Origin of the sequence: Rhizobium mongolense USDA 1844 (assembly GCF_000419765.1) — a bacterium.
In the GTDB taxonomy this organism is placed as follows: domain Bacteria; phylum Pseudomonadota; class Alphaproteobacteria; order Rhizobiales; family Rhizobiaceae; genus Rhizobium; species Rhizobium mongolense.
Map to the genome: position 1 here is coordinate 42,009 of NZ_ATTQ01000001.1, position 16,354 is coordinate 58,362.

15 protein-coding genes and 2 pseudogenes are annotated in these 16,354 nt (G+C 59.4%); 11 read left to right on the forward strand and 6 right to left on the reverse strand.

Features of this window, described 5'->3' with window-relative positions; all coding sequences use genetic code 11:
• Positions 1-113 precede the first annotated feature (113 nt).
• The 5 genes and pseudogenes from A3C3_RS0100260 (at position 114) to A3C3_RS0100280 (ending at position 3,016) form a co-directional block, all read left to right on the forward strand.
• Positions 114-332, forward strand: coding sequence for a DUF3072 domain-containing protein (locus tag A3C3_RS0100260; protein WP_028739260.1), 219 nt, complete (start codon positions 114-116; stop codon positions 330-332).
• A gap of 44 nt (positions 333-376) precedes the next feature.
• Positions 377-952, forward strand: a pseudogene (locus A3C3_RS44905) (substrate-binding domain-containing protein); the annotation flags it as partial.
• 134 nt (positions 953-1,086) lie between these two features.
• On the forward strand, positions 1,087-1,803 hold the full coding sequence (locus A3C3_RS0100270; RefSeq protein WP_022712620.1) for an SOS response-associated peptidase: 717 nt from the start codon (positions 1,087-1,089) through the stop codon (positions 1,801-1,803).
• A gap of 388 nt (positions 1,804-2,191) precedes the next feature.
• On the forward strand, positions 2,192-2,476 hold the full coding sequence (locus A3C3_RS37335; protein WP_033419532.1) for a hypothetical protein: 285 nt from the start codon (positions 2,192-2,194) through the stop codon (positions 2,474-2,476).
• A gap of 282 nt (positions 2,477-2,758) precedes the next feature.
• Positions 2,759-3,016: a DUF982 domain-containing protein gene (locus A3C3_RS0100280; RefSeq protein WP_022712622.1), complete on the forward strand. Its 258-nt coding sequence runs from the start codon at positions 2,759-2,761 to the stop codon at positions 3,014-3,016.
• A gap of 71 nt (positions 3,017-3,087) precedes the next feature.
• Here the strand turns inward: A3C3_RS0100280 and A3C3_RS0100285 are convergent, their stop codons facing one another.
• Positions 3,088-3,333: a hypothetical protein gene (locus A3C3_RS0100285; protein WP_156890766.1), complete on the reverse strand. Its 246-nt coding sequence runs from the start codon at positions 3,331-3,333 to the stop codon at positions 3,088-3,090.
• 1,133 nt (positions 3,334-4,466) lie between these two features.
• Here A3C3_RS0100285 and A3C3_RS41000 point away from each other — a divergent pair.
• Positions 4,467-4,904 (forward strand): hypothetical protein, encoded by a 438-nt coding sequence (locus A3C3_RS41000; protein WP_145611654.1) that lies wholly within the window; start codon positions 4,467-4,469, stop codon positions 4,902-4,904.
• Positions 4,905-5,209: 305 nt separating this feature from the next.
• Here A3C3_RS41000 and A3C3_RS0100300 read toward each other — a convergent pair whose 3' ends face one another.
• Positions 5,210-5,467, reverse strand: a complete 258-nt coding sequence (locus A3C3_RS0100300) for a hypothetical protein (RefSeq protein ID WP_145611659.1) — start codon at positions 5,465-5,467, stop codon at positions 5,210-5,212.
• Between the two features lie 357 nt (positions 5,468-5,824).
• On the opposite strand from A3C3_RS0100300, the pseudogene A3C3_RS41005 reads away from it, so the two are divergent.
• A pseudogene (locus A3C3_RS41005) lies at positions 5,825-7,397 on the forward strand (ABC transporter ATP-binding protein).
• 126 nt (positions 7,398-7,523) lie between these two features.
• Here A3C3_RS41005 and A3C3_RS0100310 read toward each other — a convergent pair.
• The 4 genes from A3C3_RS0100310 to A3C3_RS0100325 form a co-directional block, all read right to left on the reverse strand.
• A complete protein-coding gene (locus tag A3C3_RS0100310) occupies positions 7,524-8,477 on the reverse strand; it encodes a sugar-binding transcriptional regulator (protein ID WP_022712627.1) in 954 nt (317 codons plus the stop codon).
• A gap of 21 nt (positions 8,478-8,498) precedes the next feature.
• The gene (locus A3C3_RS0100315) at positions 8,499-9,965 is read right to left on the reverse strand and encodes an FGGY-family carbohydrate kinase (protein ID WP_022712628.1); all 1,467 of its coding nucleotides are present in this window, start codon (positions 9,963-9,965) and stop codon (positions 8,499-8,501) included.
• Between the two features lie 65 nt (positions 9,966-10,030).
• A complete protein-coding gene (locus tag A3C3_RS0100320) occupies positions 10,031-10,987 on the reverse strand; it encodes a transketolase family protein (RefSeq protein ID WP_022712629.1) in 957 nt (318 codons plus the stop codon).
• Positions 10,987-11,796: a transketolase gene (locus A3C3_RS0100325; protein WP_022712630.1), complete on the reverse strand. Its 810-nt coding sequence runs from the start codon at positions 11,794-11,796 to the stop codon at positions 10,987-10,989. Before A3C3_RS0100325 ends, A3C3_RS0100320 begins: the two co-directional genes overlap by 1 nt.
• A gap of 211 nt (positions 11,797-12,007) precedes the next feature.
• Here A3C3_RS0100325 and A3C3_RS0100330 point away from each other — a divergent pair, with 211 nt between their 5' ends.
• The 4 genes from A3C3_RS0100330 to A3C3_RS0100345 all read left to right on the forward strand — a co-directional run bounded on the left by A3C3_RS0100330 (position 12,008) and on the right by A3C3_RS0100345 (position 16,353).
• The gene (locus A3C3_RS0100330) at positions 12,008-12,988 is read left to right on the forward strand and encodes an ABC transporter permease (RefSeq protein ID WP_022712631.1); all 981 of its coding nucleotides are present in this window, start codon (positions 12,008-12,010) and stop codon (positions 12,986-12,988) included.
• Positions 12,989-13,105: 117 nt separating this feature from the next.
• On the forward strand, positions 13,106-14,035 hold the full coding sequence (locus A3C3_RS0100335) for a sugar ABC transporter substrate-binding protein (protein ID WP_022712632.1): 930 nt from the start codon (positions 13,106-13,108) through the stop codon (positions 14,033-14,035).
• A gap of 28 nt (positions 14,036-14,063) precedes the next feature.
• On the forward strand, positions 14,064-15,542 hold the full coding sequence (locus A3C3_RS0100340) for a sugar ABC transporter ATP-binding protein (protein WP_028739261.1): 1,479 nt from the start codon (positions 14,064-14,066) through the stop codon (positions 15,540-15,542).
• Between the two features lie 22 nt (positions 15,543-15,564).
• On the forward strand, positions 15,565-16,353 hold the full coding sequence (locus tag A3C3_RS0100345) for an SDR family oxidoreductase (RefSeq protein WP_022712634.1): 789 nt from the start codon (positions 15,565-15,567) through the stop codon (positions 16,351-16,353).
• The last annotated feature ends 1 nt before the right edge of the window (position 16,354 follow it).

Consider the following 16,354-nt stretch of genomic DNA (forward strand, 5'->3'; position numbering starts at 1 on the left):
CTGTCAACCTGCCCGCGCGCTCGACCTCCAACGGGTTGCCGGATACCGATCTCCTAACTCGGAACCTACGGAACCTTGGGCCGTTTCATAAACGCAAGCGAGGAGGTCAAGCGATGACTAAGACGGCAAATACGACCAATTCGAACCTGGAAAAGGATCCTGAAGACTGGGTCAGTGGCGACGAGCCTATGACAGGAGCCCAGCAATCCTATCTGAAGACGTTGTCCGAGCAGGCGAACGCCCCGGAGCTTTTCTCGGTGAAACTGACGAAAGCGGAAGCCTCGAAACGGATCGACGAACTCCGCTCGAAGCTTGGCCTTCCAGACCGATGAGACCTTAAGGCACCGCACTGTTGCACCCTTAATTTCGGTCTCGATACTCAGTAGCACTCCGCCCAGTTGGCCGAAGTCTGTCCTCTGTCGGCGACGACAGCTCGGCGGCTATCAGGCGACCCGGCATCTCCTTGATCTTGGGCATCGCCGTATCGGTGTTGTTGGGGGACCGTCGTAGGCCTCCGGTTCCCGCGGTAGCGTCGAGGACTACAAGCGGGCCCTCAATGAAGCTGGGGTAACAATCGATCCGGTCTACATCGTTCCATCGACATTCGGCATTGATTCCGGATCGGAGGCCGCCGAAACTCTCATGCGGGTCGAGCCGCGGCCACCGCGATCTTCGCAGTCAATGAATAACACAGCGACCGGTGGACTCTCCGCCTGTCGAGGCCTGGCCCCTCGGTCGCCGATGACCTCTCGCTGGTGGGCTGCAACGACAACCCGATCGTCAGTCACCTGGCAACGCCACTAACCACATTGCGCGTGTCTTTTAATCAGATCGCATCGAATGCCCTTGATCTCCTGGGCAGGGCCATCCTAATGAGGACCGTATTCGGGTGTCAGCACCTACTCTCGCACCTGTCCAATCGCGCAACCCTGTCACCACGGTCATGCCATGAGCCGGAGCCGTCTTGCAATAATCGCATTGGGCTCGTTGCACTGGCATACGAGCGAGATGAATAGCGTCAGACGTTGCTCAAAGGCAAAATGGCGCGTTAAATAGAGCTCTTGAGAATTTCGAGCGGGCCCTGACATGTGCGGACGCGTATTCATCAAAACCGACCTCGAAAGCATGATGAATGCCTTTGCTTTTGCCGATCGCAAAGGCGTGCTCGGCCTGGCCAACCAGTTCCCGCGGTATAACGGCGCACCGTCGCTCGACTATCCGATCATCATCAGGGAAATGGTGCGCGAACCGGATGTCATGGGACCAGTGTTCGTCAGCGCCGGGTGGGGCTTAATACCTGGATGGATGAAACCGGGAGGACGGCCGCAGGTCAATGTCCGCTCAGAAGGCATCGCCAGGACCAGCAAATTCAAGGTTGCCTATCGCGCTCGCCGCTGCCTTGTTCCAATCGACGGCTTCTTCGAATGGAAGGACATCTTGGGCACGGGCAAGAACAAGCAACCGTATGCCGTCGCCTTGAAGTCAGGCGCACCCTTCGCACTTGCCGGCATCTGGGAAGCTTGGCGCAATGCGGCCGACGTCGATGTTCGGACCTTCGCCATCATCACCTGCCCGGCGAATGCAATGATGGCTGCGATCCACGACCGTATGCCGGTCATTCTGCATCCAGAGGACTACGAGCGCTGGCTGTCGCCGGAGCCGGAGCCTGATGATCTGATGAAACCGTTCCCCTCCGAACTGATGACCATGTGGCCGATCGGCGAAGCCGTAGGCTCACCGAAAAACGACACGCCGGACATTATCGAGCAGATCAATCCTGATCCAGAACCGCCGATGTTGTGAGAATTCCTGCGGCGTGGCGGCTGCTTTCAACGATGCAGGGCGTTTGGCCTCGACAGAGTGAGGATGGACGCGTGACAGCTCTTGGTCCTCGACACATTTGGAAAACTTGCTGAGAGAATCGACAGGTTCGCCACGCCCCGCAGCTGGCCGCGATTGGTCGCACCCACCCAATGGATGTCCGGCGCGGGCTCTAGCGCAACAGGAAATTGCCGCCGTTGCGCTTCTGCTGTTCGATGAGTTCGCGGCTGCTACGCCCTTCGTCCTGGCCCGCTGAGTCAGGCGCCCCAAGACTATTAATTAAGCGCTTGCTAAATTTATGATGTTGAAGCAACCTCTAAGGTTCGCCCCGTTTCGTGGGCTTCGCTGCCTTTCAGCGAAAGGAGGTTCTATGTCTTCCGACATCCATTACATGCCATACGGCTGCCGCACGGAACAAGACGGCAAATGGACAGTATTTGACACCGTCACCGGTTATCCCGCCATGATAGGATGCAGACAACTGACTGATCTGACTGAAAAAAATGCCACTGAACTGATGGATATCCTCAACCGGAACACTGTTGGGTCCAAATGGCAGCGCCTTCCCAGATATGCAATCCAGGGACTTCCATCACGGATAAGCGGCAGCGATCGCGACCAGAAGACGCATTCGCCGACACCCAGGCATCAGTGATCGCATTTTCGTAACGTTCGGTGTCGTCTCGCAACCCTTGGCCATCAGTTCAAACGCCCACCACCAGGTCAGACGCCTTTCATTCTGTTCCAGATGTCGTCCGTCGCGCAGAAAGCCGCTTCGCTTCCCGTGCATGTCAGATGATGAGGAGCGCTGCTGCAATTCGCTGCAATCAGGCTGGGGCCTCTTCATAGTCCGCGCCTTGCCAGGGATGCCAGACATTCCCCACTTGCATCGCGCGGCGGTCCATCGTTAACCTACTTTTCTGGCGAGGGGCGGGATATGAGTAACAGACGTTGGGATCACCCCGTAATGATCATCTGCAGGAGGACCGGGCAGCTCTCGACCATCGCATCCACAGCCGAGGCGCTCGAGGTGCTCACGAATTCTTGGCCGGTGTCGGACGGAAAGGCGTTCATGGCCGCGTTGCTGATCTGCTCCGACGTCGAAGCCGGTATCCGAGAGCCTGACGAAGCCCGCGCAGGCTTCATCGCAGCAGCGAAAGAAGCAGGTGTTCCGTTAGACACCATGGACGGTTAATGAAATAGATGCGTCCTGAAGTGCGCTTGACGAGGCACCAAACAATCTTATCAGACGGCGGTGTTTCGCCGCTAAAACCAGCGACTTCCGGTGGCGGCAATGAGGGTAGTCGAGCGGCTTTGTTTCCCTTGGCGAGCTTGGCGCTGCAGCAGTATTTCACTGCTTTCCTCGCCACACGCGGGCATTTCTTCAATGCTGGTCTGATGCCGCCTCCGGTGGAACAGCCAGGTCGCGCCGCCTCGCTTCGGCAATGCTTCGTCCAGCGCCTGGTCGATCAAGAAATACAATATATCCGCGGCAGGCTCTTTGTCTGCCATGGCGCCCTGGGCGTAAATCATCGAAGGTTGGAATTTCGCTCATCGCTCAGCCCTCCCCAAAAGGTTGTGCCTCCCTTATCATAATCTCAATATGTGAGCGGCAGTCACGTTTCGTAAACCAACGCCCGGCTAGGACCAAAGTCCCGCCAATATTCAGACTTCGGTCCAATATCATCCGCCTCAAGCATAATGCATGTTCTGAGTGACCCGAAGTGCGCATTGCGCGCGCGAAGGGTGAGGGCTCTCCTCGTGCAGCCAGGGACGGCCCTTAATTTGTACTGCGTATTCCAAGCGTCGCAAAGCTCCGAAGGCAGCAGCGGCACAAGGTACGGCCAGGGCTCGCCTTAGCCCACTCATCCGAAGGCGAGCCCTCGTCGTAACTAGTCCGTCGGTGCAGTATTCCGCCCGCGCAACCACTGCTTGACACAACCGCAAGATCTGTCTTCCCAAAGGAAGCCCCCGGTTTAGGAGAGATGGGTGTGCATGCCACCTAAGGCAAAGAAGGGCTGAGCACCCTTGATTTCCGAGCTGGGCAGCGTCGGCCGCGACTACTGGCCGTGGCCGGCAGAACGATCTTCAAATGGAACCGAGCACGAGAAAGAGAGCGGCCCAGAACATAGCCGACAGTTCGGCCGCCACCAAGAACCCAATCGTCCGCTCGTACATCCCGTCCTCCTCCAGATGGAACGAGGGCCTGCCGCACATCGGATGACGAGCCCTCCCTACCCGCGAAATCGTCTGCTAAGACGTATCAGGATCGCGTGTTTACCGGTCTTGGCAAAGACGCGATATCGTAAGATCTCAGGATACTGGACTGCCTCTCTTTGTCTGTTTCCCGATATCGTGCGACGGCAACGGAAAACGGCCGGGATTTGTTCCGTCCACCTTTGATCGCCCTGTAGAAGGCCTGGAACATCGACATCCTGCCGCTTACTTGTGGAGTGCTGCGGGAGACAGGAGTATCCTAGCTGCGATCGTGCCGTCTTACAGAGCGGCGCTTGAAAACACCCGCCGTTAGTGTTTGCACGGCATTCTTGTCTAACGCCGAGCGAGATTCAGGATGATCTCCGCCCGATCTCTGCGGCGCGCCAGAGATCTTCAATCGGAGGCGACCTAACAGGGAGGCTGGTTTCATGTTTATCGACAGCAAAGAAATATCCGTCGATCGTCGGCACTTCGTCTACGGTGGCGCCGCCGCCTTTAGCGCCATAGCGGCCGCACTGGCGGGCGCCGGTAGCCCGACGCGGGCCCAAACCTACCGAGCTGACGAGGGAAAGGAGTTGGCGCCGGGTGTCCGGGCTGTGGAGCTCGGCAAGGGGGCTGCGATGATCCCTGGCTACAAGACAGTCTCGCTCATCGATCTCGTGTTTCAGCCGCAGTCGAACCTGCCTGTCAGCGCCATGCCCAATGCTATGATCTGCCACATCACCGAAGGGGAACTAATGCTTCTGCAAGATGGCAAAGAGTTCCAGGCCAAAAAGAATCACGTGTGGACCTGTGCCGAGGGACGAAGGAGGGCGCTCGCAACGACGCAAGCGCACTTGCGGTTATGCGGATTGCCAACCTGCTGACCGTATGACGCAACGAGCAGAAAAGGAAGCCTCGGTGCCGACGCACAAGGTGACGCGTTCGCTCGCCTTGTCGGCACCCAAGCTTTGCCTGGATGGTAACTGATCGGCACGGCTCCGTTTCGACAGCATTTGTTAACAAACTGAGCTCTCGATCTTTCCGTCGGACCAGCCCTGATCTTCCTTGATGTCGCTATGGTTCTGCAGGTGCGGCACTTGGATCATGCCGGTGCAGCCCCATAGGCACAATGCCGCGACGAATGAGGAGCAGGTCCATTTCCTTGGATGGAATCGGACGCAGCTGCGAACTACTCTGTGGAGGTGACTTCGCCGCGGCGTTCGCGAATGGCGTCAAGTCTCTTCAAGAACCGGCCGAAAGCCTCGTCGGTGTCTGAAGGCACGGCAAATGTCGGCAGCGATTGCAACTGCCGAACAAGAGCTTTGTCAGTTTCGTACGGCAGATACTGCAGCACGGCCGGTTCGTCTGGTTCCGATTTCATGCGGCCGAAACGGAAAACAGCCGGGATTGTTCCGCCAACGGGGCGAATTATATTACTAATTCTCACGAGGGCTCTCCCGATCCGTTTTCTATGCGACTCGATATGCAGTAAAAGCCGATGCGCCGCCGCATAGGTATGCTGGATGACCGCTCCTCGCCCCCTCTCGTCGTGATGAGGCAGGATGTTCAGAAAGCCCTCGGATCAACAAGGTGGAAACGCCGAACGCTTCATGGCCGGTCTGGCGTTTTATGTGCGATCGCGTGCCCGCTTGCTGTCCCACGATATCAGATCCGTTTTTCTCGACCTCAATTGCGAACATCTGCTGAAATTTTCTAGTTGAGATTGCAGCCGGAAGATGGTCCTATGCGAATCTGCGTAGCTGTGTGCCCAAGCCCCTCCCCCGATTTTTGACCCGAGCGGCCCATGTCGATTTCAGATGCGATCGACCGTCCCTTCGAGACGCTGGTCCGGCCGCTCGACATCCCCTACCGCCCGGTGCCCTCCGAGGGCCCGCTCGCCGTCCTTCTGCACTTCATCTCGATGTTCCGCGGCGTTCTGATCGTCTTGGCGCTTTCCTCGATGGTGGTCGAGGCCATCAGCCTGACGATCGTCTGGGGGCTTTCGGTCATCGTCGACGGCGTGACGGCTCAAGGCGCCCTCGCCTTCCCGCACAGCGAATGGCCGCTGCTTGCCTTTCTCGGCCTCCTGATCTTTCCGGGCACGCCGGTCGCCTCGTTCCTTGTAAACACCCTCACCTCGCATACGCTGGGCGTCGGCATGCCGGCCGCCATCCAGTGGCAGGGTCACAAGGCGGTGGAACGGCAGGATCTCGCCTTCTTTCACGAACTCTTTGCCGGACAGGTTGCCTCGCGTCTGTCGCAGGTGTCGTCCGCGGTACAGCAGCAGATCATTGCCGCATTCCAGTCCATCTCGCGCTTTCTGCTGCAGATGGTCGGCTCGATGATCCTGCTCAGCACGTTGTCCTGGCAGCTCGCCCTGCCGGTCCTCATCTGGATCATCCTCAACGTCGCGCTTGCCGTCAGGCTTGCGCCGATCTTTGCCGAACGCTCGCGCCGCACCGCCAAGCAGCGCAGCCTGGTCGCCGGCGCATCTCTACAGCAACATGCAGATGATCAAACAGTTCGCTGCTGAAGACAGCGAGGCGGGCGCGCCATGCCGGTGATGACAACGCCGCCCACCACCATCGACGGGCCGGACGCGGCCGAACTGACTGTCAACCGTGGGGAGATCCGTTTCGAGAATGTCCACTTCGCCTATAAAACCGGCAAGCCGGTGATCGATGGGCTGTCGCTGAGGGTGCGGCCCGGCGAAAAAGTAGGTCTCGTCGGCTTGTCCGGGGCGGGCAAGACGACGCTGGTTAGCCTGCTGCTGCGCTTCTACGACATATGCGACGGCGCGATTGATCGACAGACAGGACATCCGAGCGGTCGCGCAGGCAAGCCTTCGCCGCGCGATCGGGGTCATCGCGCAGGACGTCTCGCTTTTGCACCGTTCGGTCGGCGACAACATCCGCTACGGCCGGCCAGAGGCGACGCAGGACGAGATCGAACAGGCGGCAAAGACGGCAAGGGCCGATGCGTTCATTGCCGATCTTGCGGACGGCGAGGGCCGCAAGGGCTTTGACGCCTTCGTCGGCGACCGCGGCATCAAGCTCTCCGGTGGCCAGCGCCAGCCTATCGCCATTGCGCGTGTCCTCTTGAAGAACGCGCCCATTCTGGTGCTCGACGAGCTCCGCACTCGACAGCGAATCTGAGGCAGCTATCCAGGAAAACTCAATCTGGTGATGGAGGGAAAGACGGTCATTGCCATCGCACACCGCCTTTCAACCATCGCCAGGATGGATCGAATCGTCGTGCTCGATCAGGGGCGCATCGTGGAAGAAGGCAGCCCGGACGAACTGGTCGCACAGGATGGCCTGTTTGCTCGTCTTTGGAACCGTCAGACAGGCGGCTTCATTCCTGAAGACATCAATTGACCTTTGCGGACACCGCCTGCGAGCTGGCGGACCACTGCTGCAGCCTCGCAGAGGCTGTGCAGTTCGCCTTCCCGCCCGTGGGCAGACAATGCAGGCGCCGACATTTTGGGTCGTCCAATGCCGGATCTACAGATCAATGAGTCGTTGGGCGGTGAACTTGTCCGTGACAAGCATGTCGATGACCCCAATTCGAAGGGCGCCGGCGATGGCGGCGGTCTTCTTAAACCCACCGGCTAAGGCAATCACGCGATCCACACGTTCGAGGTCTTCGAGCGGGATACCAATAACGCGCTCGTCAAGCGGCGTCTTAACCGCCTTACCGTTCCTGTCGAAGAACCGGAGCGAGATATCGCCAACGGCTCCCGCTTCAGCCAGGTCGGAGAGCTCCCGCGACGAAAAGATGTTGCCCGATCGCGCAAGGAGCTCGGAGGGTTCGACCGCTCCAATTCCGACAATTGCCAGTGTGATGCTGCCGAACAGGTCCATCGTCTCACGGACGAACGGATCGGCCTGCATGAGCAGCTTGGCCTCTCGCGAGGTCGTCACGCCTTGCACCGGAAGCAGCTTCGGCTCGGCGCCGGTCAGACGCGCCAGTCGAGTCGTCAGCTGAGTGGCATGTGTCTGCACCGAGGGATCGCCCATGCCCCCGAGCGTCTGGACAACATACTTGGCCTGAGCGCTTTTCTGCGGGTGAATGTTTTCGACCATCTTGAAGATGGTCTGACTCCAACTCGAAACTCCAATGATCTCGCCAGGGGCAAGGGTGACCTCAAGGAGATGGGCAGCCGCTTCCCCAATCCGTGCCATGACCGCGCCGTCTCGATCCTCACTACATTCGACGACGACGGCTTCGGGTAGTCCGTACTTCTGCCTGAGAGCGCCCTCAAGCTCACTGTACGTACCGACAGGAGGAATGACGCTGGTCCGAACGATGTCCTCGGCCTCGGCACGTTTCAGCATTCGGGAGACCGTGGCCTGCGACAGGCGAAGATGCTGCGCTATCTCAGCCTGCCGTCGCCCCTCGATGTGGTACATCTGGGCCACTCTTGACATGAGGCGGAGTTCGTTGAGGCGAGCCATGGCTGATCCCGGTGGGAATTTTTATTCACCTTTAGCCATTGTTTGGCGCGACGTCGAGCGGGCGAGAGCATCATTCCAGGTATTCAGGAGCGCTGCCCGGTCCACAGGTTCCGGGGCGATGATCTGCGTGCTTCTGGGTATTGCCGCGATGACTTCAAGATCGCGCCACAGACCAAGCGACAGTCCTGCCAGATATGCGGCGCCAAGGGCCGACGCCTCTGGGGCCTCGCATTGGATGACGGTGTGCTCGATAAGGTTCGACACGCACTGCATCAGGAAGCGGTTTTGGCTTGGCCCGCCGTCGACATAAAGGGCGCCGAGTTCGCCGCCACTCTGTGCTCGCATGGCCGCGATCACGTCGTGGACCTGAAACGCGATCGAATCGGTCACCGAACGTGCCATCTGCGCACGCGTCGTACTGAAATTGATCTGAGAGAAAAGGGCGCGAGCGTCAGAGTTCCAGTACGGTGCGCCCAGTCCTACGAAGGCTGGCACGAATCCCGGTCCGCCTGCTTCGGCGGTCGCCGCGAGGTCGATCAGCGTAGCGACGTCCGGAAGGCCGAGAATGCCGGCCATCCATGGAAGGCTCGCAGCAGAAACGAGGATGTTACCTTCGAAAGCGAAAGTCGGCGTTCCGTCGATGCGCCAGGCGACAGTGGTCGTCACACCGTTGCGTGGGGCGATGAACCGCGGAAGGGTCGTCATCACCGAAGACCCGGTTCCAAAGGTTATCTTTCCATCACCAGGTTTAAACGCCCCATGGCCGAACAGGGCTGCATGGCTGTCCCCGATCGCGGCCCTGATAGGGGTGCCGTCCGGTACGCCCTGCAGCCCCTTTGTTGTCCCGAAATCGGCGGAACTGTCGAGCACCTCCGGGAGGAGTGCGGTATCGACACCGAAAATTTCGCCGAGCTCCTTACTCCACGTCTGCTCCTCAAGGTCGAACAATTGGCTCCTGGCGGCGTTCGAGGCATCGCACACATGCCGGCGTGCGCCGGTCATGCAGTGTACGAGCCAACTGTCGATCGTTCCCAACCGCACTGGTCGGCCGTTCGACACACGATCAAGCAGCCATCGGAATTTCGAACCTGGGAACATTGGGTCGAGGGGTAGGCCCGTGAGCGCCTTCACGCGATCCAGATGTCCTTCGACGAGGAGACGCTCGCAATCAGGTGCCGTGCGCCTGCATTGCCAACTAAGGACCGGTCCCAGGGCTTCTCCCGTATCAGCATCCCAAACCGTGACCGACTCGCGCTGATTGGAAATTGCCACAGCCGCAATGGTCACGTCCGGGACCGCTTTCAGGCAGACTTCGATCGCCTCGCAAACAGACGCGTAGAGACGGTTCGGTTCTTGTTCGACCCAGCCGGGCTTCGGATAGGAAATCCCCACAGCCGCCGAGCCTCTGCCGAGGACTTCTCCCTTTTCGGAAACCAGAACTGCCTTTGAATTGGTCGTGCCCTGATCGATCGCCAGAATAGCGAGCATCGTATCCTCCACAAATTGAAAGACCGGGGCGGCTGAGCGTCCCGGCTCGATCGCGTGCGACCGGCTTATTTGCGCTTGATAAGCACTTGGGCGGCATCCGCGATTGCCGACGGGGCCATGCCGAATTCATCGAGGAGGAACTCAGCCGAACCGGTCGGAGCATAGACGCCCGGAACGCCCAGGCGCTTCATCGGAACGGGCGCATGGTCGACCACCACCTCGGCGACTGCAGAGCCCAGCCCGCCGAAGATCGAATGCTCTTCTGCCGTCACAATCGCTCCGGTTTCCGTGGCAGCGGCAATGATGGCATCCTCGTCGATGGGGCGAACCGTCGCGAGGTTGAGGACCCTGGCCTGAATGCCACGTTCCGTGAGGATTTCGGCAGCTTTCAGCATACGGTGAGTCAATGTGCCGTTCGCAATGAGCGTGACGTCGGAACCTTCGCGCAGAAGATTTGCCTTGCCAAGCTCGAACTTGTGACCTTCCGCAAGAAGGTCGGGCACGCCCACGCGCGAAAGCCGGAGGAAACATGGCCCGTGGTAGGTCGCCGCCCACTCGACGGCCGCGGCGGTCTCGATGCGGTCGCAGGGCGCGATTACAGGAAGGTTCGGCAGGACTCGCGTCCAGGCGAAATCCTCGATCGAATGATGGGTTGGACCGAGCTCGCCATACGCCATTCCAGAGGAGATGCCCACGAGCTTAACATTCGCGTTCGAGTAAGAGATGTCCGCCTTGATCTGTTCAAGCGATCTTCCGGTCAGGAACGGAGAGGCGCCGCAGACGTATGGTAGGTGCCCGCCGTTGGCGAGGCCTGCTCCAACGCCGACCATGTTCTGTTCCGCGATGCCGACATTGACCAGGCGCTCGGGAAATTTCGATCTGAAGCCGCCAAGCTTCGACGAGCCTACCGAGTCATTGCAGACCGCTACAACTTTCTCGTTCTCGGTCGCCAGGCGTTCGAGCGTCGCTGCGAACGCATCGCGGCAGTCGTAAAGCTTGGGTGCGTTTACTGGGGCGTTCATTACAGTGCCTCCGACAGTTCTGCCACTGCGATTTCGTATTGTTCCTTATTGGGAACCTTGTGATGCCAGTCGACACGATCCTGCATGAACGAGATTCCTTGTCCCTTGTTCGTGTGCGCGACAATGCAATGCGGGCGGTCGCCTCGATATTCGAGCGCAGGAACGATCTCGTGCATATTGTTACCGTCAATCTCGGTCACCTCCCAGCCGAATGCTTCCAGTTTCGGACGAAGTGGAGCGATGTCGTTGGTGTCGGCAAGTGCCGCACCCTGCTGGAACCTGTTGTGGTCGATGATCAACGTCAGGTTATCCAGCTTGAATTGGGCGGCTGCCATGATTGCCTCCCAGTTGGAACCCTCCTGCATCTCCCCGTCGCCGGTGACAACGTACGTATGATACGTCGCGCCGGAGAGCTTGGCGGCCTTCGCCATGCCCACCGAAACCGGCAGACCATGGCCGAGCGGACCAGTATTCGTTTCGACGCCTGGAACCTTGTTGCAGTTGGGATGTCCATTCAGTCTCGAGTGCGGCTGCAGAAAGGTGGAAATCTCCTCTTCGGGAATGAACCCGCGCTTTGCCAGGGTTACGTACAGCGCGCACGCCGTATGCCCCTTGGAAAGGACGAACCTGTCTCGATCGGGATGCTTCGGCTGGTCCGGCCAGACTTTCAGAACGCGGAAGTAAAGGGCCGTGAGGATGTCGATGACCGACATCTCGCCGCCGATGTGGCCGGCACCTGCTTCAAAAACTGCCCGAAGATCGCGCAATCGGATCTCGCGAGCGAGGCGCTCAAGTTCTGTGGTATCCATGGATTCCTCGTATGCATAAATATTCAGTTGTCAATATTTTTGCACATGATGCCGTTTAGTCAAGCCCCTTACGCGAACATCTCACACCAATGGCGACGGACAAATGCTGTTGACAGCCGCAAACCAACTTGTTAATGAATTTTCCGACGGGTGTGAATAATTATTCTGACCTGCACGAATATTGGCTACCAGCTAGACCCAGGGAGGAACGATGGTGGCGCTCGACATCAATGAACAGAGGCTTTCATCCGGCACCTGGCTGAGCAAGGTTAAGGGGGCCACCGGCCCGCTCGTGGGGCTGCTCGCGCTTTGCGTCTTTCTGAGCTTCAGCACAGACGCGTTTCTCTCGGTTCGAAACGGCCTCAATATCCTCGATCAGATCACCGTTCTTGGCATCATGGCGGTTGGAATGACATTCGTCATCCTCATCGGCGGCATCGATCTGTCGGTCGGTTCGGTTCTTGCCCTTGCGATGATGGTCATGGGCTGGACCGCCAACATCGCCGGCCTTCCGCTTCCCGTCGGAATCGCTTTCGGTCTGATCGCATCCGCCGTTTCGGGGCTGATCGTGGGCCTGCTGGTGACGCAGTTCAGGGTTCCGGCGTTCATCGCCACTCTGGCCATGATGTCCGCGGCTCGCGGCGTTGCAAACATGATCACGGACGGTCAGCAGATCGTGGGATTCCCTGACTGGTTCATGATGCTCGCAATCGATCGCCATTTCGGTGTGCTGACGGCCACCGTCTTTCTGATGCTTGCCGTCGTCTTTGCCGCTTGGCTGTTCCTGCACTTTCGTTCCGAAGGTCGAATGCTCTACGCCGTAGGCGGAAATCCGGAGGTCGCCCGCCTGGCGGGCATCAACGTCCAGCTCGTGACGATCGGCGTCTATGTGATCAGCGCAGTCCTTGCAGGACTAGCAGGCATCGTGCTCGCGGCCCGCCTGGACTCGGTCCAGCCGTCCAGTGGCTTTGGCTATGAATTGGACACCATCGCTGCGGTCGTCATCGGCGGGACTTCCCTCTCTGGCGGCGCCGGCGGAATCGGGGGGACGCTCATCGGTGTCCTCATCATCGGCGTCCTTCGTAACGGTCTCAATCTTCTCAATGTCTCGCCGTTCCTTCAGCAGGTGATCATCGGCATCGTCATCGTGCTTGCGGTCGGCGCGGAGACAATTCGTCGGCGTCGCGCCTGACGAGCCGGCCGCCGAGTTGGCCCGCTCCACGAATTCCGTGCCCAAGGGTTGGGGCGGATCAATACCCCGAGGGGGAGGAATTACCCGAGGGTTCCATCAAACAACGGAGGAATTAAAATGAAAATTGCGCGCACCATGCTCGCGTCTGCCGCACTACTTGGTCTCACGCTCGGGCCCGTACATGCGGCGGAGCTGAAGAAGCTCGGCCTGGCCGTTGCCAACCTTCAGGCAAATTTCTTCAATCAGATCAAGCAGTCCGTCGAGGACGAAGCCAAGAAGCATGGCATCGAAGTCGTCACGGTCGACGCGAAGGGCGACGGACCGACGCAGGTCAACCAGATCCAGGACCTTCTGACCCAGAACATCGACGCACTGATCTACATTCCGGCGGGTGCGGCCGCAGCGACCGTTCCGGTCAAGCTTGCCAAGAATGCCGGCGTGCCGGTGGTGAACGTTGACCGAAACGCCGACGGAGCACCCGGCGACACTTTCCTTGCAACGGATTCCGTCGCGTCCGCCAAGGCCGTCTGCGACTACATTCTGAAGCAAGCCGGCGGCAAGGGCAAAATGGTGATCATCCATGGCCAGAAGGGCACGACGCCCGAGGTCGACCGCTCCAAGGGATGCGCTGAATCCCTCAAGGCCAATCCGGACGTGAAGGTTGTTGCCGAGCAGTACTCGAACATCTGGAGCCAGGACGAAGGATTCCAAATCATGCAGAACATGCTCCAGGCAAATCCCGACGTCTCGATCGTATTTGCCCAAGCCGACGCACTCGCACTTGGCGCCGCGCAGGCAATCAAGGTGGCCAATCCCTCCCAGAAGATCGTGGTGGGCGGCTTCGACGGTGACACAGCAGCCCTCGAAGCGCTCAGCAAGGGTGTCTTCGACGTGACTGCAACGCAGCAAACGCAGAAGATGGGACGCGACGCGGTCACAAACGCCGCCAAGCTCGTCGCCGGTGAGAAGGTGCCGCCGGTACAGCTCCTGGATGCCACGCTGACGACCAAGGAAAACGTCGCAGGTTTCATCGCTAGCCACCCGTAACAAAGTCGAGGTCTTGAGGAGGTGTGCCGTGACCGATCCGGTTCTTTCCCTGAGGGGCATATCCAAGCGATATGGACCGCTCCAGGTTCTGAGGAATGTCAGCCTTGACGTCTATCCGGGCGAAGTTGTTGCACTTCTGGGTGAGAACGGAGCGGGCAAGTCAACGCTCTCCGGCATCATCGCCGGGTCACGCACGCCATCCGAAGGATCAATGACATGGCTGGGACAGCCTTATGCCCCGGCCACCCCAAGGGAGGCGATCGACAAGGGTGTCGTCCTGATCCACCAGGAGCTGCAACTCCTTCCGCAGCTTTCCATTGCAGAAAACGTCTTCATCGGACGCTGGCCCATGAAGAACGGCGTCGTCGACCGCGCCCAGATGGTTCGCCGCGCAACCGAGCAGCTCGCTCGCCTGAACCTTCATATACCAGCAACGCGCAGAGTCGCCGGCCTTTCGACCGCAAATCAGCAGCTCATCGAAATCGCGAAAGCGCTGGCTCTGAATGCCAAGCTCCTGATCCTGGACGAGCCGACCGCAGCACTCGGTGGCGCCGAGACGGAAGCTCTTTTCGAACAGGTCCGAAAACTTCGGTCCGAAGGCGTTGGCATCATCTATATCTCCCACCGCATGGAGGAGATCAGGCAGATTACCGACCGGATCGTCGTGCTTCGCGACGGGGAGCGCGTGCAGGAATTCGCCGACAGCGCGACGCCCGTGCGCACGATTGTCGAGAGCATGGTTGGACGTTCGCTCGACCGTCTGTTCCCGGCCCTGCCCGTTCCGACGGACCATACGGTACTTCAGGTGTCGGGCCTGAGTTCTCCGGACAATTCGTTCCGCGACGTTACCTTCGACGTGAAGGCAGGCGAAATCCTTGGAATTGCCGGACTGGTCGGCGCCGGCCGCACGGAACTTGTGCGCGCCATTTCGGGAGCGGATCCGATCGGTGCAGGCTCGATCAAGCTGGAAGGCGAAGAACTCAGGCTCCGCGATCCTGCCGACGCGATCGCCAAAGGCATCGTAATGGTTCCGGAAGATCGCAAGGATCAGGGTCTGGTGGTCGAGCACCGGATCGGCGAGAACATTATCTACGCCAATCTCGACATGTTGGGTGGGCGTTGGATCACACCGCGCGTCAAGCGCTCGTTCGCGGAGAAGGCGGTTGCCAAGTTCGGCGTAAAGGGTCGCGCAGAGCAACATGCTTCGGACCTGTCCGGCGGCAACCAGCAGAAGGTCGTCATCGCGAAATGGCTCATGCGCAATCCCAAGGTCGTGGTCCTCGACGAACCCACGAGAGGCATCGACGTCGGCGCCCGAGCGGGCATCTACGAGATCATCGTCAATCTTGCAAAACAGGGCGTAGCGGTCATCGTCGTGAGCTCGGACCTCGAGGAAGTTCTCGGCGTCTCAAATCGCATTCTCGTGCTTGCCCAGGGCAAGCAGGCAGGCATTCTCAATCGTGACGAGGCAAACGACGTCTCGGTCATGGAGCTCGCTACAATCTAAATAGACAGAGAAAGGAAGAGCGGTGTCCGACATCACTCTGAACGCCCCGAAGCTTTTCGATCTCAGTGGCCAGGTTGCCATCGTGACCGGAGCCGGCAGCGGAATTGGGCAGCGCATTGCCATGGGTCTTGCACAGTGCGGCGCCGACGTCGCGCTGCTCGACCGCCGAACCGACGACGGACTGGCCAACACGGCTAGACACATTCAGGCCGCCGGCCGCCGCTCCATCCAGATCGAAGCGGACGTCACGCGCAAGTCATCTCTCAGCGAGGCGGTAGCACGCACCGAGGCGGAGCTCGGCGCACTGACGCTTGCCGTCAACGCCGCGGGTATCGCCAACGCCAACCCGGCGGAAGAGATGGAAGAGGATCAGTACCAGACGTTGATGGACATCAACCTGAAAGGGGTCTTCCTTTCTTGCCAGGCCCAGGCCCGCGCCATGTTGAAGAACGGACGCGGGTCCATCGTCAATATCGCGTCCATGTCCGGCGTGATCGTCAACCGGGGACTGAGCCAGGTGCACTATAACGCTTCCAAGGCCGGCGTGATCCATATGTCGAAGTCCATGGCGATGGAATGGGTCGGCCGTGGCATCCGCGTCAACACGATCTCGCCCGGATACACGGCGACGCCGATGAACACGCGTCCCGAGATGGTCCATCAGACCAAGCTCTTCGAAGAGCAGACGCCGATGCAGCGCATGGCAACGGTCGACGAGATGGTGGGTCCGGCCGTGTTCCTGCTGTCGAATGCGGCAAGTTTCGTGACAGGCGTTGATCTGCTTGTCGACGGCGGTTTCTGCTGCTGGTGAT